This window comes from Actinoplanes sp. L3-i22, from assembly GCF_019704555.1.
GTDB lineage: Bacteria > Actinomycetota > Actinomycetes > Mycobacteriales > Micromonosporaceae > Actinoplanes.
In genome coordinates this window covers 11,077,788-11,095,708 of sequence record NZ_AP024745.1, presented here as the reverse complement: position 1 = coordinate 11,095,708, position 17,921 = coordinate 11,077,788, and the positions used below count along the sequence as shown (strand labels likewise).

Sequence of the window (17,921 nt, the reverse complement as noted above, 5' to 3'; positions counted from 1 at the left end):
ACCGAGTTCCTCGAGATCGAGAAGGACCCGGCGTACTGCGACGAGGTGTACCACCAGCTCCTCGACGAGGAGCGGAACCTGGACACCCTGCCGGAGCGCTATCGCGAGCGGGCCCGGCAGGGCGGCTTGACCGAGCTGCTGCACCGCGCGCACCGGGTGCACGCGGAGCGGGTCGCCACCGGTGGCTGTTACGCCCGGCCGGAGCCGTCAGCGGCGTGACTGGTCGTCCGCCCGGTTGAGGTAGGCGGACAGGTTGGTGGTCTGGCCCTCGAACCGGGCGTCCTCGTCGTCGGTGGAGAGCAGGCTGGCCACCCGGGCGGCCAGGCTCGACGCCCGGGACGCCAGGTCCGGCTCGGTGTAGCGGGCGTCCTGCTCGGCGCGCGCGGCCTGCTCGGCGCGGACCGCGTCGGCGGCCCGGCCGGGGCGCTCCGCCTGGGCCCGGGAGCCGGAGGTCGGCGCCGCGGAGGTGGGCACCGAGGAGACCGGGACGGCGTCGTAGACCGGCTCGGCGTAGGCCTGCTCCTGGTAGTGCTGGTCCTGCTGGTAGACCGGCTCCTGGTAGAGGTGCTCCTGGAACGCGTGCTCCTGGTACGACGTCTCCTGGTAGGCCGGCTCCGCGTACGCGGGCTCCTGGTAGGCCGGCTCGTCGTAGACGGCCTCGGCGTAGACCGGCTCGGCCGGCTCCGGAGCGGGCACCTGGACCGAGCCGAGCAGCGTCACCGTCTGCCCCTCGCCGCCCTGGTAGTTGCTGAACTCCGGCCCGATCACCAGGCGCGACAGCATCCGCGCGTGGGCCGGCGCCACCCCGATCTCGGTCTGGTTCTCCACCCGGAACCGGGCGATCGCCTGGCGCAGCACGTTGGCCAGCTTGTCGGCGTCGCCGACCGTGGCCAGGTCGCCGCCGGCGAACACCAGGGCCGGGAAGCTGCCGTCCGGCCCGTTGCAGACCAGCTGGATCTGGGTCACCGTGGCGGTCCGCCCGATGTCCCGGTTGCCCGGCTGGACCCGCAGGTGCTGCGGCCAGAGCCAGAAGAGCTCGCCGCTACTCAGCGTGCTCTCGTCCGCATACGTATAGCGAACCCGACGGTCCGTGACCAGGACCTCGGTCTCCTCGGGGAGGGTCCATCGCGGTAGCGAGGACGCCTCGTCGAACGCATACTCCGCCACGGCGCAGCGGCCACGCCAGAGCAACCGCTCGCCGCTGTCGAGCGGTCCGAGGTCGGTGCCCGGTGCGGACAGGAAGTGCTGGTGGAACATGATTGCCTTCCCCGTTCACGCCGCGATCGGTAAAACACGGCCGAGACGATTACAGCCTTCAGATCCCAGTGTCGCCAGTGACCCGGCACGAATCACAGCGTAAGTTCGGAAAGTGACACCGGACAGTGATGACCGATGCACCATCGGCCGAACAGGCGATCACTTTCGGTTACCGAAGAGACCTTCCGGCGGAGACGGGGACGCGACCGCGGTGGCGTCCGGGACCGGCGTCGCGCCGGCCGCGAACCGATCGAGGTCGGTCTCTACCCGCCCCGGGAACCAGTCGCCCGCGGCGCGCCGGGTCAGCTCGGCCACCGGCAGCGGGGTGCGCCCGGCGAGCACCACCAGATTGCCGAACCGGCGGCCGCGCAGCACCGCCGCGTCGGCGACCAGGCAGGCCTGCGGCAGGGCCGCGCGGATCGTGGCGACCTGGGCGCGGGCGTGCTTGAGCGGCGGGCCGTCGGCGACGTTGGCGATCAGCCGGCCGGCTGGGTCCAGGACCCGGGCCAGCTGCTGGGCGAACTCCAGGGAGGCCAGGTGGGCGGGGGTGCGGGCGCCGGCGAAGACGTCGAGGACGATCACGTCGTACCCGCCGTCGCGCATCCCCTCGACGGCCTCGCGCGCGTCGGCCACCCGGACCCGGATGCCGGCCTGCGCCGGGAGCGGAAGCTCCCGCCGGACCATCTCGACCAGCGGCCCGTCGATCTCCACCACCCGCTGCGCCGACCCGGGCCGGGTCGCGGCCAGGTAGCGCGGCAGGGTCAGCGCGCCGCCGCCCAGGTGCAGCGCGCGCAGCGGGCGGCCCGGCTCGGCCATCAGGTCCAGCGCCGCGGCCATCCGGCGGATGTACTCGAACTGCAGGTACTCCGGATCGGCCAGGTCCACGTGTGACTGCGGGGCGCCGTCCAGCAGCAGCGTGAACGCGGTGTCCCGGTCCGGGTCCGGGACCAGTTCCGCGACGCCCGAGGCGACCGTCTCCATACGCCGTCGCGACGCCCTGCGCTGTGCCATCGGGCAATTGTCCCGGGAGCGAATCGGGAGCACCGGGCGGGGAAGCCGACAGTGGGCGCGGCAACTCCCGATCCTGCACCCCGTGACGGTTATCGAGCAGACCCTGAACCGGCGAACCGCGCTCGGCGGCGCGGTCGCGGCCGGCGCCGCCGCCGCGCTCACCACCGGCGCACCGGCCCTCGCCGCCGAGCCGGGGATGCACGCCGCGGTCGAGCCGGGCGTGGTGATCGAGGCCGACCCGGGAGTGGCCGGGCTGCTGCCCGCCGACCCGCTGCTGCACCTGCTGCGCCGGGCCACGTTCGGGCCGAGCCCGTCGTCGATCGCCGAGATCCGCAAGCTGGGCGCGACCGCCTGGCTGGAGCGGCAGCTCAAGCCGGCCGGCATCGACGACCCGGTCGCCGACCAGCTGGTCGCCCGGCTCCCGCTGTGCGGGCTGAGCATCGCCGAGATCCGCGCCAAGGTCGCCGCCGGGCAGCTCAAGCAGTTCGACTGGACCCCGATGTGGCAGGTCTCGTTCGCCGCCCCGATCCGGGCGATCTGGAGCGAGCGCCAGCTGTTCGAGGTGATGGCCGACTTCTGGGCCAACCACCTCAACGTGACCTGCCCGTCCGGCGATGTCTGGGACAGCCGCGCCGACTACGACCGGAACGTGATCCGCAAGTACGCCCTGGGCACCTTCGCCGACCTGCTCAAGGCCTCGGCCCGGCACCCGGCGATGCTGACCTACCTGGACAACCGGTTCTCCACCCGGCAGGCGCCGAACGAGAACTACGGCCGGGAGCTGCTGGAGCTGCACACCGTCGGGCTGGAGTACGCCGAGACCGACGTGAAGGACGCCGCGAAGCTGCTCAGCGGGCTCACCGTGGACAACGCGACCGGGCAGTACCGGTACGACGCGGCGAACCACGTGACCGGGGCCGTGAAGATCCTCACCTTCGCGCACGCCAACGCGACCACGACCGGCGGCGAGGCGGCCGCCCTGGCGCTCCTCGACCACCTGGCGATCCATCCGTCGACCGCCCGGCGGATCGCGACCAAGCTGTGCGTCCGGTTCGTCGCCGACGTGCCGCCGCCGAGTCTGGTCACCAAGCTGGTCAAGGTCTATCTGGACAACCGGTCGGCGATCGTGCCGGTGCTGCGGGCGCTGTTCGGCTCGGAGGAGTTCGCGAGCTCGGTCGGCGCGAAGACCCGGACGCCGCTGGAGGACCTGGCGGCCACCGTGCGGATCCTCGGCTACGGTCCCCCGCCGAGCGGGACCAAGACGTACGAGAGCCTGTACTGGATGGCCCGCAACGCCGGCCAGGCGCCGCTGGGCTGGGGGCCGCCGAACGGCTACCCGGACGTCGCCGCCGCGTGGGCGTCGCCCTCCGGCCTGCTCGTGCGGTGGAACTTCCACCTCACCATCGCCGCCGGGTACTGGCCCGCCGACCTGGTCAAACCGGCCGACCTGCTGACCGGGCTGATCGGGGCGCGGCCGGCCACCTACGGCGCGCTGATCGACGCGACCGCGAAACGGCTGCTCGGCGTCGCCCTCGGCACGTCGCAGACCGCGGCGGTGGCGGCTTTCTACGGCAAGACACCGGCGTCGCAACTGAAGTCCAACGATCCCGCGGTTGGCTGGATGTATCCGTACCTGCTGACCATGCTGCTGAACTCTCCGAACTTCGCGCTGCGATGACCGCTGAGGTGGGAACTGTGAACTGTGGTTGTGACGAGGACCGCCGGGCCCGTCTGTCCCGGCGCCGGCTGCTCGCCGCCGGGGCGGCCGGGGCGTTCGCCGGGCTGGCCGGCTCGCAACTCGACACCCAGCTGGCGTTCGCGGCCGACCCGGCGTACGCCGGCGACGTGCTGGTGCTGCTCTCGCTGCGCGGCGGGTTCGACGGGCTGTCCGCGGTCGTCCCGGCCGGCGACCCGGCGTACTACGCCGCCCGGCCGTCGATCGCGGTGCCGAAGTCGCAGCTGATCGGCGGCGGGACGTACTTCGGGCTGCACCCGGCGCTGGCGCCGCTGCTGCCCTACTGGACGTCCGGCAAGCTGGCCGCGGTTCAGGCGGTCGGGCAGCCGGCCCCGAACCGGTCGCACTTCTCCGCGATGGAGGAGCTGGAACGGGCCGCGCCGGGCACCTCGCTGCGCACCGGCTGGCTGAACCGGATGCTCGGCTCGCTCGGCGCCGACGACCCGTTCAACGCGATCGCGATGGGCACCGCGCGACCGGCGCGGGTGCTCGACGGGCCGGCGCCGTACCTCGGCCTCGGCTCGGTCGACGGGCTCGCGCTGACCGGCGACGACGCGGCCAAGCCGCTGTCGGCCGCGATGGCGGCGCTCTACCAGGGCGCGCCGGCCGCGCTGGCGCGGACCGCGGGGCAGCTCACCGGCGCGCTCGACCGGGGCAGGGAGCTGCGCGCGGTCGGCTATACCCCGGCGAACGGCGCGGCGTACCCGTCGACCGACCTCGGCGCCGCGCTGCGGGACGTGGCCCGGATGATCAAGGCGGGCGCCGGGCTGATGACCGCGACCGTCGACTCCGGCGACTGGGACATGCACGAGAACCTGGGCGCCGCCCAGCCCGGCCGCCGCATGCACGACCAGCTCGCCCAGCTGGCCGGCGCGATCGCCGCGTTCGCCGCCGACCTCGGCCCGGACGGGCTGCGCCGGGTCACCCTGGTCACGATCAGCGAGTTCGGCCGCCGGGTCGGGCAGAACGGGTCCGGCGGACTGGACCACGGGTACGGCAACGCCATGTTCGTGCTCGGTGGCGGGGTCCGCGGCGGCCAGGTCTACGGCACCTGGCCGGGCCTGGCCGCGGACCGGCTGCGTGACGGCGATCTCGCGGTGACCACCGACTATCGCGCGGTGATCGGCGAGATCCTCCGCGCCCGGTGCGGCGTGGGCAGCCTGGCCCCGGTCTTCCCGGGCGTGACCGCATCCTCGCTCGGATTGGTGACCGCACGCTGAATTCGCCTTTCGGCGCGAGGTTGCTGTTTCACACTGTCACCGACATTTCGACGTACGGAGGTGACGGTGACCAGCAACCTGTTGGCCGAGCTCATCGGGGGTCAGCGGCGCCCGTCCGGCCCGCCGCCCGCCCGGGAGATGCCGGCGATCCTGCGCGCGGCCCGCCACCGGGCCGGGCCGCCGCTCCGGATCCGCCGGCACACCTCGGACGAGGGCCTGCCGTTCTGGCGGTGGGACTGCGAGAGCTGCGGCGAATACGGCGGGGGCCGGCACCACCCGGACGCGATCTCCCGGGCGACCCGGCACTGCCACGAGCACCCGGACCACCGGTCGTCGCTGCTGCCTCCGGCCAGTTGCCGCCAGCCGGACACGTATCTTCCGCTGCACCCGATGCTCTACGCCGTCGACGACGACCCCGGCCCCGTCCCGCTCAGCCTCTGACCGCCACCACCGAGCCCGCGGCCCACGCGGCCGGGGCGTGGGTCCTTTGAAACCGCAACCACCCGCGGACGTCGCCCTGGAGGGCCTCGCGTTCTTGGGCGCCCCGCGCCCTGCGAGGCCCGGAAGGGTCCCCGCGGGAGCGACGATCAGTTATTGGCCGCAGCGTAGGCAAAAAAGAATTTGATCTTGATGGGCCCGCGCTCGGCTGACCGGAAGCGATCAGCCGAGCGCGGGATCATGATCAGGGTTGGGTGTCGCCGGCGCCGGTGCGCTTCTGGGCCTCGTCGACGCCCCGGTCCACCTGCTCGGAGTACTTGTTGCCGGTCCGCTGGTCGATCTGGTCGCCGGCCTTCTCCAGCCCCTGGTCGATCTGCTCGTCGTGCTTGTCGGCGAAGTCCTTGGCCTTGTCGAGGAAGCTCATCGCTCGGTTCCCTTCACTTCTGCCTCAGTTGTTCCGGTGTTCCGCTTACCCAGAATTTCCGCAACCTTGCGGAACAGTGGGTCGGTGTACACCTCCGGGAGCGCGGGGCGCAGCGGAATTCGCCAGTTCGGGTACTCGTCGAAGGTTCCGGGCAGGTTCGGCTGGCGCTCGTCCAGCAGCACGTCGTAGAGGGACGCGGTGACCAGCCGGCACGGGGTGCGGGCGAGGAACTCGTGCATCGCGAGCACCACGTCCTCGGGGCGCTCCGAGTCGAGCAGGCCCTCGGCCCGGAGCCGGTCCAGCAGCGCCGCCTTGTCCGCGCGCCAGGTGGCCCACTCCTGCTCGGCGGTGCCGGCCAACTGGCCCAGCCGCGCCCGGACCTCGACCTGCGCCCCGGCCAGGAACCCGGCGGCGGTCGGCAGATCGTGGGTGGAGATGCTGGCCAGCGCGTTGCGGCGGTAGTCGGCCGAGGGCCGGAACTCGCCGGTGTCCCAGTCCCGGGTGAACCACAGCACGGACGAGCCGAGCATGTTCATCCGTTCCAGGGTGTCGGTCATCTCGGGCAGGACGGTCCCCAGGTCCTCGCCGATCACCACGGCGCCGGCGCGTTGCGCCTCCAGGGCCAGGATGCCGAGCATGGCCTCCGGGTCGTAGTGCACGTAGGTGCCCTCGGCCGGCCCCATGCCCGGCGGCACCCACCAGAGCCGCCACAGCCCGGCCACGTGGTCCACCCGGAGCCCGCCGGCGTGCCGGAAGATCCGTCGCAGCATGTCGCGGTAGGCGGCGTAGCCGGTTTCGATCAGCGTGTCGGGCCGCCACGCGGCGAGCCCCCAGTCCTGGCCGAGCTGGTTGAAGGCGTCCGGCGGGGCGCCCGCCCGCACGCCCGGGGCGAGCGAGTCCTGCAGCAGCCAGCCGTCCGCGCCGGTCGGGTCGATGCCGACGGCCAGGTCGTGCACGATGCCGACCGGCATCCCGGCGGCCGCCTCGCGGGCCAGGTTCAGCTGCTGCTCGACGAGTCGCTGGACCCAGGCGTGAAAGGCGATCCGGTCGCTGCGGTAGGCGAGCACGGCCGGGGCGTCCGGCCGGCGCAGTTCCTCGGGCCACGCCTGCCAGTTCGGGCCGTGCCGCTCGGCGAGCGCGCAGAACCGCGCGAAGTCGGTCAGCCCCGGATCGTCGGCCAGGTCGACCGGCTCGGCGAGGGGCCAGAGCAGCTCCAGCGCGGCGAGCTTGGCCTCCCACACGGCGGTGTAGTCGATCAGCTTCTCGGCCTTCGGCTTAAGAGCATCGATCCGATTTTGTACGGCCTGGTCCGCGCCCCGATACTCGGCCGTGTCGGAGATCCGCAGGTACATCGGGTTCGCGAAGCGCCGGCTGGACGGCGAGTACGGCGAGGCCGGCACCGGCGGCACCGGCGTGATCGCGTGCAGCGGGTTGAGCAGCACCAGCCCGGCGTCCCCGCACTGCTCCACGAAGGACCGCAGGTCCCCGAGGTCGCCCATGCCCCACGACTCGGCCGAGTGCAGCGCGTAGAGCTGCAGCATCCAGCCCCAGGTGGCCGGCGGCTGGGGCAGCTCCACCGGGACCACCACGACCGTGGTCCGCCCGAGCCGGTGCCAGCCGAGCGGCAGGTCCGCCAGCACGCTGACGGTCCGGACGGTCCCGTCCTCCAAGATCAGCTCGGCCGACGCGGGTAACTCCCGGCGCTGGCCCTCGCGCAGCACGATCGTCCCCGGCAGATCGTCGGACGTCTTGACCCCGGCGAGCGCGGCCTCGACCGCGGCCGGGGTGGCGGCGTCGACGCCGAGCAGGCCGAGCACGCCGATCACCGACTCGGGGGCGACCTCGGTGTCGCGGCGCTGGAAGTTCTCGTACCGGGTGGCCACCCCGTATGCCGCGGCGAGCGCCTCGAGCTTCGCGTCCATGCTGCCCCTTCCGTTCGGTGACGGCCACTTACCCGTGATCATCGGTGGTTACTCGGTGTCGCGGCCGTTGCTTACATCGGTCAGCATGGGGCACATGGCTGACATGGTGAAGTGGTGGTCGCGGCTGACCGCGGCGCTGACCGGCGCGGTGCTGTCCCTGGTGATCCCGGTGCACGCGTGGGCGGCGAGCAGCGGGGCCGGTGAGGTGGCGACCGAGGCGGTGAAACGGCGTACGCGGAGCCGGGGTGGATTCGGGTTCTTCGCCTTCGGCGGACTCTGCTGCCTGCTGATCGTCGGGGGCGTGGTGCTGACGATCGTGTTGATTTCCCGCAATCGCAGGCGCCGCTGAGGATCCCCGCCCTAGTTTGGGAGGATGCGGACGCGTAGCAGGCGATCGATGGCCCTGGGTGGCGGAATCGCCGCGATTCTCTGCGTCCCGCCCGCGGTGTCGGTGGCCGCGAACGCGTCCGCGGACGTGCTGCTCAGCATGGCCCGCCCGGCGCTCGCGTCCTCGACGCAGAGCGTGGCGTGGCTGGCCTCGTCCGCGGTGGACCGGGGGACCGGCACCCGCTGGGCGAGCGGCACCGGGACCGGCACCGAGTGGCTGCGCGTCGATCTGGGCGCGGCGCAGGAGGTCACCCGGGTGCGGCTGCACTGGGCCACGGCGTATGCCCGGGGCTACCGGGTGCAGTTCTCCGACGACGGGGCGACCTGGGCGGACGCGTACCGGACCGCGGCCGGCAACGGCGGCGTCGACGACCTGCGCAACCTCAAGGGGCACGGGCGGTATCTGCGGATCCTGGCCACCCAGCGGGCCACCCCGAGCGGGTATTCGCTGTGGGACGTGCGGGCCTACGGTCCGGGGCCGGCCGCGAAGCTCCCGGAGTCGGCGACCGCACCCGGCGCGGGCGTCCCGGCGGTCGCCGGCGACCTGCGCGCGCGGGTCAAGAAGGAGACCGCGCTGGAACTGGTCGCGAGCGCGGAGAACTCGACGCTGAACTGGCGCGGCGAGTTCGGCTACCTCGAGGATCTGGGCGACGGGCGCGGCTACACCGGCGGGATCATCGGGTTCTGCTCGGGGACCGGCGACATGCTCGACATGGTCACCGACTACACCCGGCGGTCGCCGTCGAACGCGCTGGCGAAGTACCTCCCGGCGCTGCGGGCGGTGGACGGCACCGAGTCGCACCGGGGGCTCGACCCCGGGTTCCCGGCGGCCTGGCGGACGGCCGCGCGGGACCCGGTCTTCCAGCAGACCCAGCAGGACGCCCGGGACCGGATGTACTTCACGCCGGCCGTGCGGCTGGCCGAGACCGACGGGCTGCGGGCGCTGGGGCAGTTCGCGTACTACGACGCGGCGGTGATGCACGGCGTCAACGGGCTCCGGGCCATCCGCGAGCGGGCGGTGCGGGCCCGGAAGACGCCGTCCCAGGGTGGGGACGAGATCGCGTACCTGGGCGCCTTCCTCGACTCCCGGGACACCGAGATGCGCAAGGAGGCGGCGCACAGCGACACCACCCGGGTCGATACCGCCCAGCGAGTCTTCCTCAAGGGCAGCAATCTCGACCTGGTGGCGCCGCTGACCTGGCACGTCTACGGCGACAAGTACGCGATCAAACGCTGATTATCCGCGGGTCCACTTCTGGTTCGAGGTGCCCGCGCAGTCCCAGAGCTGGAGCTGGGCGCCGTTGGCGGCGTTGTTGTCCTTGATGTCGACGCACTTGTTGGCCGACACGTTCACCAGGTCGCCGGCGCCCGAGAGGGTGAACCGCTGGACCGGGTTCCCGTTGCAGGTGACCAGCTGGATCGGCGTGCCGTTGGTGAGCGCGCCACCGGCCGGGTCCATGCACTTGCCCATCGCGCGGAACGTGCCGTCGGCGTTCGCCGTCCACTGCTGCGCGGCGCTGTTGTTGCAGTCCCACATCTGGAGGCGGGCGCCGTCGACCGGGTTCGCCGACGGGATGTCGACGCAGCGGCCGTTCAGGTTGCTCTTCAGCGCGTTGCCGCTGCCGGTCGGCGGGGTGGTGCTGCCGGTCGACGTGTTGACGTGCACGTAGTCGATCAGCATCTTGCTCTCGGCGGGCAGGCCGGCCGGGTTGCCCTGACCGAAGTTACCGCCGACGGCCAGGTTCAGGATGATGAAGAACGGGTGCTCGTAGACCCAGTTCACGTTGCCCTTGGCGGCCTGCAGCGAGGCCGGGGTGGCCCGGAAGTACTCCTGGCCGTCCACGGTCCAGACGATCAGGTTCGGCGACCAGTCCACGGCGTAGTTGTGGAAGGCCTGGTACCACGGCGAGCCGGCGACGAGCTGGCCGCCGAACGAGCTGCCGCCGGAGTAACCGGGGCCGTGCAGCGTGCCGAAGAGGCGGTTCGGGTCGCGGCCGACGATCTCCATGATGTCGATCTCGCCGTCGGTCGGCCAGTTGCCGCCGCCGAGCATCCAGAACGCGGGCCAGAGACCGGAGCCGTTCGGGACCTGGATCCGGGCCTCGACGTGCCCGTACTGCTGGGTGAACTTGCCGGCGGTCTGGATCCGGCCGGAGGTGAACTGGCAGGTGCCGTTCCAGCAGTCGTTGTGCCCGCCGCTGCCCTTGCGGGCAGTGATGACCAGGTGGCCCGCGCCGTCCTGGGCGACGTTGCTCGTACCGCTGGTGTAGTACTGCAGCTCCTGGTTGCCGAAGCCGCTGCCGCCGGTGTCGAAGTTCCACTTCGAGGTGTCGACACCGGCGCCGGCCGCGCCGCTGAAGTCCTCGTTCCAGACCACCGCCGCGTCGGCGTGGTCGTTCCGCGAGGACAGGAACAGGGACGTTCCCAGGGTGGTCGCGACCACCGCCGCGGCTAGCAGGACCCGTAACTTGCGCATGGGGGATACCTCCGGGGGGAGAGGGTGCCGTTACTCCAAACAGTCTTTAGAGATTGACTGTCGTGGGTCAATGGAGACGGGTTCCGGAACCCCCGGATAACACAAGTTTGTTCAGAGTTTTTGAAAGAGTTGCGGGACCAGGCCCGGCTGCCACCCCGGCAGGGCGGTGTGCTGCTCTTTCACGGCCCAGGTCGCGCCCTTGTAGGTGACCCGGTCGCCGACCTTGTAGTTCGCGAACGCGGTCCACGCGGCCGGCGGCACCACGGTCAGCTTCACCGTGACGGTCACCGAGTCGACCAGGATCCCGTCCGAGCGGCGGCCGCCCCCGCCCAGGTTCACCGCCAGCCGGAACGGCTGCCCGGCGGCGTCCGGGGTGAGCCGCTGCGCCTGCCGGCCGTCGACCGACCAGACGAACGTGCTCCGGGTCCAGTCGATCGCGTACGTGTGGAAGTCCCCGTCGTGGGTCCCGCCGTCGCCGAGCGGGTCGACCCGGCCGGCGATCGCCCCGCCGCTCGCGCTCAGCACGCTGAACGCCTCCCAGGCGGCGTCGGTGTACCCGGCCTGGATCCGCGCCGACGCGTGCCCGCTCGACTGGCTGAACGCGGTCGCCGTGTTGATCGCCGAGTACGAGTCCAGGACCAGCCGGCCGTTACCGTCCTGCCAGGCGTTCCAGGTGTTGCCGGACCACTTGGCGGTGTCCACGCCGGCGCCCCGGCTCGCGCCGAAGTCGTCGCTGAACACCGTCCTGGTCACCGTCTCGGCCCGGGCCGGACCGGACACGGCCAGCCCGGAGACGACGACCGCGGCCGCCACCAGCGACCGCAGCCACCGCGCGCCGTGACCCATCGATTTACCCCCACCTCGGACATCCAGCGCTCAGACTCTGCCCGGGTCCGGTGGTGACGGCAAGACCAACGGCGGGTTGTTTATTGATCCCTTACCAAGATTTGGTCCGGGGCCTAGTCGTAGTCCGGCGCGGTGGTCTCGTGCATCGCCAGTTCCTCGGCGCTCGCGCCGCCGCCGGCCGAGCCCGCGTCCCAGGCCACGCTGTCCTCCTCGTCGTCCAGGCCGGAGCCGCCGTCCGGCGCGACCAGCCGGCCGACCCGGCCCGGCTCGTCGCCGTCGAGCTGCCCGTCGTCGTAGAGCGAGACCGGCGAGTGCGGGTCGGAGGTCGGGCTCTCGCCCCACACGTCCCGGTCGAAGCGCTCCTGGCCGGAGTCGTCGACGGTCTCGTCGACCGGGTCCCGGCGGGGCGCGTCCTCGGCCTCGTCCTCGGCGCCGAAGTCCGGCTCCTCCTGGCGCAGCCGCCGGTCGAGCGACTCGCCCTGCAGAGCCTCCGCCGGGGTGTCACCGAACCGGTTCGACCCGCCCGGGCCGACCCCGGCCAGCGCCGCCGGGTCCGGACCGTCGGCCCATCGGCCGCTGTCCACCTCGTCGTAGGCGGTGGAGTCGTCGTCGGCGGTGTCCGGCAGGCCGGCGGCCTCCGGATCGCTCACCTCGGTGGGGTAGTCGTTGTCTCGCATGTGCGCAATCTACCCGCGTGCCGGTCAGGTCATACGTTGATCCGTTACGGGTTCAGGAGCGCCCAGACGACCTTGCCGCCGGGGACCGCCAACCGGCCCCACCGGGACGCCACCGAATCGATCAGGAGAAGACCCCGGCCGCCGTACGCCGTGGGCGCGACCGGCCCGGTGAACCGCGGCAGCACCGCCGACCCGTCCCGGACCGCCACGCTGATCGCGGTGCCGTGCCGGGCCAGCAGCACCGACATCGCGGTCCGGGCGTGCGCCACCACGTTGTTGACCATCTCGGTGGCCACGATGCAGACGTCCCCGGTCAGGGCGGGCGCGTCCCACCGCGCGCAGGTCTCGGTGATCAGCTCCCGGGCCCGGCGGGCGGCCCCGAGCACCGGCTCCAGCTCCAGCCCGGTGCGCAGGCCCTCGTCCGGCTTGCCGAGCGCGCGGTACGCGTCCTCCCGGTCCGCCGCGATCAGCCAGCCGGTCGAGTCCCAGGGGGTGCCGTCGGCGCCACCGCAGAGCGCGAGCCGCGCGGCCGGCCAGTCCCGGGTCTCGTCCAGCACCGCGCGCAGGCCGGCGAGCGCGTCCGGACCCGGAACCCGCAGGCCGGCGACGTCCACCACGACCGCTTCCGGTTGGCCGGCCAGCACGTCCAGCAGCGTGGAGCGCACCTGCCCGGCGGTCTGGTCGTCGAGCACCCCGGTCAGCCGGACCAGGGGATAACTCTGGCCGCGGTCCACCAGGTGACGAACCTCGCTCGGCATGATCACTCCATTGTGCATAACGCGTAGCCTCCGCGCATTTCGGCGAGCGGCCGGCAGCTCCGGCACGAACCGGACATTTGCCCACGACGGGCATGCACAGGGAGTACCCCGTCCGGGTGCGGTCAACCCCGGGGCGTCAGGGCGGTCAGCAGGCTCTCGTGCAGCAGGCCGTTGGTGGCGATCACCGACGACTTGTCCGCGCAGGTCCGCCCGTCGAGATCGGTGACCTTGCCGCCGGCCTCGGTGATGATCGGGATCAGCGCGGCCATGTCCCACAGCGACAGCTCCGGCTCGGCCATCGCGTCCAGGGCGCCCTCGGCCATCAGCATGTAGCCGTAGAAATCGCCGTACGCCCGGCTGCGCCAGACGCCGAGCAGGATGTCCAGCATCTGCGGCAGGCGGCCGTTCGCCTGCCACCCGTTCAGGCTGGCGTAGCAGAAGCTCGCGTCGGTGAGCTTGCGGACGCTGGAGACCCCGATGCGGGTCGCGGCGTGCTGGTGCCTGCCGGCGAACGCCCCCAGGCCGCGCCCGGCCCACCAGCGCCGCCCCAGGGCCGGGGCGGAGACCAGGCCGACCACCGGGGTGTCGCCCTCCATCAGCGCGATCAGCGTCGCCCAGACCGGCACGCCGCGGACGAAGTTCTTCGTGCCGTCGATCGGGTCGATCACCCAGTGCCGGGTGCCCGGCCCGGCCGCCGCCTCGGACCGGCCGAACTCCTCGCCCAGCACGCCGTCGCGCGGCCGGGCCCGGGCCAGCGTGGCGCGGATCGCCTTCTCCACCGCGGTGTCCGCGTCGGACACCGGGGTCAGGTCGGGCTTGGCCTCGACCTTCAGGTCCAGCGCACGGAACCGCGCCATCGCGATGGAGTCGGCCGAGTCGGCGAGCGTGTGGGCAAGAGCGAGATCGTCCGCATATCCGGCCATGGGGGGATTTTATCGAGACGCCGCGGACCCGGCGTCAGGCGCTGAGTCCGCCGTCCACCTGGTGATCTCGCGAGTCCAGGTCGCCGGCCCGAGAGGCGAGGAGCCTTCGGTACGAGTCCAGGCGCCGCCGATCGGCGTGCCCCGCCGCGACCCACGCGTCCAGCTTGCAGTCCGCGTCGGCGGCGGTGTGTCCGCAGTTCGGCTGGTCCTCCAGGGTGCCCTCGACCAGGTCGGCGAACCCGTGCAGCAGGCTTTCCGCGCTCACGTGGGCCAGCCCGAAGCTCCGGATGCCGGGCGTGTCGATGATCCACCCCGGGTCCTTGTGGACCTTGCCCTTCTTCGCGCCCGGGCCGACCGCCGGCAGCCGCAGCGCCACCGCGCTGGTCGACGTGTGCCGGCCCTTGCCGATCGCGCTGACCACGCCGACCGCCCGCAGCGCGGCCGGCACCAGGCGGTTGACCAGCGTCGACTTGCCCACCCCGGAGTGCCCGACCAGGACCGAGATCCGGCCGGCCAGCCGCTCGCGCAGCTCGGCCAGGTCGCTGCCCGGGCGGATCAGCACGTGCGGCAGGTCCAGCTCGGCGTAGTAGTCGAGGACCTGCTCGGGGCCGGCCAGGTCGGCCTTGGTCAGGCAGAGCAGCGGCTCGATGTCGGCGTCGTACGCCGCGACCAGGCACCGGTCGATGAACCCGGTGCGCGGCGGGGGGTCGGACAGCGCGCTGACGATGACCAGCTGGTCCGCGTTCGCGACGACCACCCGTTCGAGGCGGCCCTCGGGGGTGGTGTCGTCGTCGTCCGCGGTCCGGCGCAGCACCGAGGTGCGCTCGCCGATCCGGACGATCCGGGCCAGCGAGCCGGCGTCCCCGGACACGTCGCCGACCAGGGCCACCCGGTCACCCACCACCACCGACTTGCGGCCCAGCTCACGCGCCCGCATCGCGGTGATCACCTCGGGCTCGGCGCCGGTGTCCTCCTGGACACAGCCGTACCGCCCCCGGTCCACGGTGATCACCAGCGCGTCCGTCGCGTCGTCGTGCTTGGGGCGGGTCCGGGTGCGCGGACGGGACGACCGCCCCGGCCGCACCCGGACATCGTCCTCGTCGTACTCCCGCTTACGCCCTGGCAGTGCTAGCTCCTCGGGTGGGCATGGCCGGCCCAGAGTTCCGGGAACTCGGGCAACGTCTTCGAGGTACAACCTACGTCGGTGAGCTGAACGCCCGGGACGGCGAGTCCGATCACCGCGGCGGCGTGCGCCATCCGATGGTCCGCGTACGTCTCGAAGGAGGCGCCGTGCAGCGGCGCCGGCTCGATCCGCAGCCCGTCGCGGAACTCGGTGATCCCCGCGCCGAGCCTGGTCAGCTCGGCGGCGAGCGCGGCGATCCGGTCCGTCTCGTGGCCGCGGATGTGCTCGACCCCGCGCAGCTCGGACGGCCCGTCGGCGAGCACCGCCAGCGCGGCCAGCACCGGCGTCATCTCGCTCACGTCGGACAGGTCGGCGGTGATGCCGCGCAGCGTGCCGGTGCCGCGCACGGTCAGCCCGTCGGCCGACCGGGTGACCTCGGCGCCGAACGCGGTGAGCAGCTCGGTCAGCTGCCCGACCGGCTGCCAGCTCTCGGCCGGCCAGCCGGCCAGGGTGACCTCGCCGCCGGTGACCATCGCGGCGGCGAAGAACGGCAGCGCGCCGGACAGGTCCGGCTCGATGGTCCAGGTGCGGCCGCGCAGCGGGCCGGGCTCGACCACCCAGACGTGCGGCACGCTCTCGTCCACCACGGCGCCGGCGGCGCGCAGCATGTGCGTGGTCATCCGCAGGTGCGGGGCGGACGGCACCGGCGGGCCCTCGTGCCGCAGCGTCAGGCCCTTGGTGAACCGGGCCGCGGAGAGCAGCAGGCCGGAGACGAACTGGCTGGAGCCGGACGCGTCGACCACCGCCTCGCCGCCCTCGACCAGGCCGGCGCCGTGCACGGTGAGCGGCAGCCCGCCGGTCGCCGAGGCCGCCAGGCGCACCCCGAGCGCGCGCAGCGTGTCGAGGATCGGGCCCATCGGGCGGTTGCGGGCGTGCGGGTCGCCGTCGAACTCGACCGTGCCGTCGGCCAGCGCGGCGACCGGGGGCAGGAACCGCATGATGGTGCCGGCCAGCCCCACGTCCACGGTGGCCGGGCCGCGCAGCGGGCCGGGCTCGACCACCCAGCGGTCGTCGGCCGAGGTGTCCACGGCGACGCCGAGCGCGCGCAGGCCGGCGGCCATCAGCGTGGTATCTCGGGCCCGCAGCGGCGCCTCGATCACCGAGGGGCCGTCGGCCAGCGCGGCCAGGATCAGGGCCCGGGCGGTCATCGACTTGGAGCCGGGCAACCGCACGGTCGCGGTGACCGGGCCGGCGGCGGACGGGGCGAGCCAGGGGCGGAGTTCAGCAGCCATGGCCGCCATTCTGCCGGGGGCCGCCGACATTTCCGCGGCGCATTCCCGGCTCCCGGGACATGGCTGCCCCTTTCGGCGCCTGTGCACGTTCCACCATGGGCTTTTCCTCGGTGTTCGGTGCCCCCTGCCGCCGTTTCCGTTGGCGTACGCTGCTCCCCATGTGCGGGCGGTACGCGACGACGCGGAGCAACGCGGATCTCAGCCAGTTCTTCGAGGCGGCCGACGTGGCCGAGGAGCTGTCGCCGAGCTGGAACGTCGCGCCCACCGACCCGGTCCCGCTGATCCGCGAGTCGGTCACGCACGCCGCCCGGGTGCTGGACACCGCGCGCTGGGGCCTGGTCCCGTCGTGGGCCGCCGACCTGCGGCAGGGCGCGCGGATGATCAACGCGCGGGCCGAGACGGTGGCCGGCCTGAAGGCGTTCGCGCCGTCCTTCGCACGCCGGCGCTGCCTGGTCCCGGCGGACGGCTGGTTCGAGTGGGTCCGCGACGGCAAGCAGAAGCAGGCCTTCTACCTGACCCCGGCCGACGGCACCCCGCTGGCGCTCGCCGGGATCTGGTCCGCGTGGGGCAAGGAATCCGTGCTGACCTGCAGCGTCATCACCACGGCGGCGCTCGGTGAGCTGACCCGGGTGCACGACCGGATGCCGCTGATCCTGCCGCGCGAGCGGTGGTCCGCCTGGCTGGCCGGCGGCGGTGATCCGGAGCCGCTGCTCCGCCCGCTCGACGAGGCGGGATTGGCGTCGATCGTGATTCGCCCGGTGGGCCCGGCGGTGGGCAATGTCCGCAACAACGGTCCGGAGTTGCTGAACCCTCCCCCGAAGGTAACGCTTTTCTGAACTCCAGGAGATCAACGAAGTTCTTTGTCGGAGTATGCGCGGATTCTCCGTTGACAAGTTTGTTTCAAGATAGATCAAACCCTTGTTCTGATCTTGTACGGTGCGGTACAAACCAGCGCCGGAGTGGTGCCGGTCCGCAAGGTGCGTAGCGGCGGCCACAGCAGTTCCGGTCCCACGGGGGAGGTGGGCTGATGACACGAGCACGCATGCCGCGTCCGCACGAAGTGGCTATCGCGCGACGTGACCCGCGGTTGCTCGACGCAATTGCGCAACGCCGTACCGACGAGGCTTGGCGGACCCGGGGAGCATGCCGGACCGTCGACCCGGAGACGTTCTTTCCGGCACCCAACGAGCCGTCCGGCGGAGCCGTCGCGCTCTGTGGCACCTGCCCTGTGCAGGGCCCGTGCCTGGCCTGGGCGCTGCAGGTCGGCGATTGCCACGGCGTCTGGGGCGGCACCACGCCACGTGAACGGCGTGCCATGTTGGTGGCCTGGCGCGAGCGCGTCCGGCCCGACGGCGAGTCGGTCGAGGACGACTCCACGGACGAGGAGGACCGCCGTTTCCTGACGCTGGAACCGGCGAGTCGCTGATAGAAA

At 72.6% G+C, this 17,921-nt stretch carries 18 protein-coding genes; 7 read left to right on the top strand and 11 right to left on the bottom strand.

What is annotated here, in order from left to right; all coding sequences use genetic code 11:
• Positions 1-207: 207 nt before the first annotated feature.
• Positions 208-1,257 carry a translation initiation factor 2 gene (locus L3i22_RS49120; protein ID WP_221324250.1) on the bottom strand — a complete coding sequence of 350 codons (1,050 nt, stop codon included), beginning with the start codon at positions 1,255-1,257 and terminating at the stop codon, positions 208-210.
• 159 nt (positions 1,258-1,416) lie between these two features.
• Positions 1,417-2,268: a spermidine synthase gene (locus L3i22_RS49115; protein ID WP_221324249.1), complete on the bottom strand. Its 852-nt coding sequence runs from the start codon at positions 2,266-2,268 to the stop codon at positions 1,417-1,419.
• An 82-nt stretch (positions 2,269-2,350) separates the two neighbouring features.
• On the opposite strand from L3i22_RS49115, the gene L3i22_RS49110 reads away from it, so the two are divergent.
• From L3i22_RS49110 to L3i22_RS49100, 3 genes are all read left to right on the top strand, one after another.
• Positions 2,351-3,946: a DUF1800 domain-containing protein gene (locus L3i22_RS49110; RefSeq protein ID WP_255657721.1), complete on the top strand. Its 1,596-nt coding sequence runs from the start codon at positions 2,351-2,353 to the stop codon at positions 3,944-3,946.
• Between the two features lie 17 nt (positions 3,947-3,963).
• Complete coding sequence (locus L3i22_RS49105; RefSeq protein WP_255657719.1) at positions 3,964-5,223, top strand: DUF1501 domain-containing protein; 1,260 nt, start codon at positions 3,964-3,966, stop codon at positions 5,221-5,223.
• A 66-nt stretch (positions 5,224-5,289) separates the two neighbouring features.
• Entirely contained in the window at positions 5,290-5,664 is a 375-nt protein-coding gene (locus L3i22_RS49100; protein ID WP_221324247.1) for a hypothetical protein, read from the top strand.
• Between the two features lie 241 nt (positions 5,665-5,905).
• On the opposite strand, the gene L3i22_RS49095 is transcribed toward L3i22_RS49100, so the two are convergent.
• Both L3i22_RS49095 and malQ read right to left on the bottom strand, forming a co-directional pair.
• Entirely contained in the window at positions 5,906-6,085 is a 180-nt protein-coding gene (locus L3i22_RS49095; protein WP_221324246.1) for an antitoxin, read from the bottom strand.
• Entirely contained in the window at positions 6,082-8,007 is a 1,926-nt protein-coding gene (gene malQ / locus L3i22_RS49090) for a 4-alpha-glucanotransferase (RefSeq protein ID WP_221324245.1), read from the bottom strand. Before malQ ends, L3i22_RS49095 begins: the two co-directional genes overlap by 4 nt.
• A gap of 94 nt (positions 8,008-8,101) precedes the next feature.
• Here malQ and L3i22_RS49085 point away from each other — a divergent pair, with 94 nt between their 5' ends.
• Both L3i22_RS49085 and L3i22_RS49080 read left to right on the top strand, forming a co-directional pair.
• Complete coding sequence (locus L3i22_RS49085) at positions 8,102-8,356, top strand: hypothetical protein (protein ID WP_221324244.1); 255 nt, start codon at positions 8,102-8,104, stop codon at positions 8,354-8,356.
• Positions 8,357-8,380: 24 nt separating this feature from the next.
• A complete protein-coding gene (locus L3i22_RS49080; protein WP_255657718.1) occupies positions 8,381-9,631 on the top strand; it encodes a chitosanase in 1,251 nt (416 codons plus the stop codon).
• On the opposite strand, the gene L3i22_RS49075 is transcribed toward L3i22_RS49080, so the two are convergent.
• The 7 genes from L3i22_RS49075 to aroA form a co-directional block, all read right to left on the bottom strand.
• The gene (locus tag L3i22_RS49075; RefSeq protein WP_221324243.1) at positions 9,632-10,870 is read right to left on the bottom strand and encodes a glycoside hydrolase family 16 protein; all 1,239 of its coding nucleotides are present in this window, start codon (positions 10,868-10,870) and stop codon (positions 9,632-9,634) included.
• Between the two features lie 111 nt (positions 10,871-10,981).
• Positions 10,982-11,716 (bottom strand): family 16 glycosylhydrolase, encoded by a 735-nt coding sequence (locus L3i22_RS49070; RefSeq protein WP_221324242.1) that lies wholly within the window; start codon positions 11,714-11,716, stop codon positions 10,982-10,984.
• A gap of 113 nt (positions 11,717-11,829) precedes the next feature.
• The gene (locus tag L3i22_RS49065) at positions 11,830-12,393 is read right to left on the bottom strand and encodes a DUF5709 domain-containing protein (RefSeq protein WP_221324241.1); all 564 of its coding nucleotides are present in this window, start codon (positions 12,391-12,393) and stop codon (positions 11,830-11,832) included.
• Positions 12,394-12,437: 44 nt separating this feature from the next.
• A complete protein-coding gene (locus tag L3i22_RS49060; protein WP_255657716.1) occupies positions 12,438-13,151 on the bottom strand; it encodes an ATP-binding protein in 714 nt (237 codons plus the stop codon).
• A 122-nt stretch (positions 13,152-13,273) separates the two neighbouring features.
• The gene (hisN, locus tag L3i22_RS49055; RefSeq protein ID WP_221324239.1) at positions 13,274-14,074 is read right to left on the bottom strand and encodes a histidinol-phosphatase; all 801 of its coding nucleotides are present in this window, start codon (positions 14,072-14,074) and stop codon (positions 13,274-13,276) included.
• A gap of 34 nt (positions 14,075-14,108) precedes the next feature.
• A complete protein-coding gene (rsgA, locus tag L3i22_RS49050) occupies positions 14,109-15,200 on the bottom strand; it encodes a ribosome small subunit-dependent GTPase A (RefSeq protein ID WP_221330530.1) in 1,092 nt (363 codons plus the stop codon).
• Positions 15,201-15,202: 2 nt separating this feature from the next.
• Entirely contained in the window at positions 15,203-16,498 is a 1,296-nt protein-coding gene (gene aroA, locus L3i22_RS49045) for a 3-phosphoshikimate 1-carboxyvinyltransferase (protein WP_221330531.1), read from the bottom strand.
• A 149-nt stretch (positions 16,499-16,647) separates the two neighbouring features.
• On the opposite strand from aroA, the gene L3i22_RS49040 reads away from it, so the two are divergent.
• Positions 16,648-17,325: an SOS response-associated peptidase gene (locus tag L3i22_RS49040; protein ID WP_221324238.1), complete on the top strand. Its 678-nt coding sequence runs from the start codon at positions 16,648-16,650 to the stop codon at positions 17,323-17,325.
• A 191-nt stretch (positions 17,326-17,516) separates the two neighbouring features.
• The gene (locus L3i22_RS49035; protein ID WP_221324237.1) at positions 17,517-17,915 is read left to right on the top strand and encodes a WhiB family transcriptional regulator; all 399 of its coding nucleotides are present in this window, start codon (positions 17,517-17,519) and stop codon (positions 17,913-17,915) included.
• Positions 17,916-17,921 lie beyond the last annotated feature (6 nt).

Bases quoted from the DNA above. Each gene is read 5' to 3' on its own strand.
- L3i22_RS49070 (WP_221324242.1), bottom strand. From the start codon at position 11,716: ATGGGTCACGGCGCGCGGTGGCTGCGGTCGCTGGTGGCGGCCGCGGTC.
- L3i22_RS49075 (WP_221324243.1), bottom strand. From the start codon at position 10,870: ATGCGCAAGTTACGGGTCCTGCTAGCCGCGGCGGTGGTCGCGACCACC.
- hisN (WP_221324239.1), bottom strand. From the start codon at position 14,074: ATGGCCGGATATGCGGACGATCTCGCTCTTGCCCACACGCTCGCCGAC.
- L3i22_RS49035 (WP_221324237.1), top strand. From the start codon at position 17,517: ATGACACGAGCACGCATGCCGCGTCCGCACGAAGTGGCTATCGCGCGA.
- L3i22_RS49115 (WP_221324249.1), bottom strand. From the start codon at position 2,268: ATGGCACAGCGCAGGGCGTCGCGACGGCGTATGGAGACGGTCGCCTCG.
- L3i22_RS49060 (WP_255657716.1), bottom strand. From the start codon at position 13,151: ATGCCGAGCGAGGTTCGTCACCTGGTGGACCGCGGCCAGAGTTATCCC.
- L3i22_RS49080 (WP_255657718.1), top strand. From the start codon at position 8,381: ATGCGGACGCGTAGCAGGCGATCGATGGCCCTGGGTGGCGGAATCGCC.
- L3i22_RS49065 (WP_221324241.1), bottom strand. From the start codon at position 12,393: ATGCGAGACAACGACTACCCCACCGAGGTGAGCGATCCGGAGGCCGCC.
- L3i22_RS49040 (WP_221324238.1), top strand. From the start codon at position 16,648: ATGTGCGGGCGGTACGCGACGACGCGGAGCAACGCGGATCTCAGCCAG.
- L3i22_RS49120 (WP_221324250.1), bottom strand. From the start codon at position 1,257: ATGTTCCACCAGCACTTCCTGTCCGCACCGGGCACCGACCTCGGACCG.
- L3i22_RS49085 (WP_221324244.1), top strand. From the start codon at position 8,102: ATGGCTGACATGGTGAAGTGGTGGTCGCGGCTGACCGCGGCGCTGACC.
- aroA (WP_221330531.1), bottom strand. From the start codon at position 16,498: ATGGCGGCCATGGCTGCTGAACTCCGCCCCTGGCTCGCCCCGTCCGCC.
- L3i22_RS49095 (WP_221324246.1), bottom strand. From the start codon at position 6,085: ATGAGCTTCCTCGACAAGGCCAAGGACTTCGCCGACAAGCACGACGAG.
- malQ (WP_221324245.1), bottom strand. From the start codon at position 8,007: ATGGACGCGAAGCTCGAGGCGCTCGCCGCGGCATACGGGGTGGCCACC.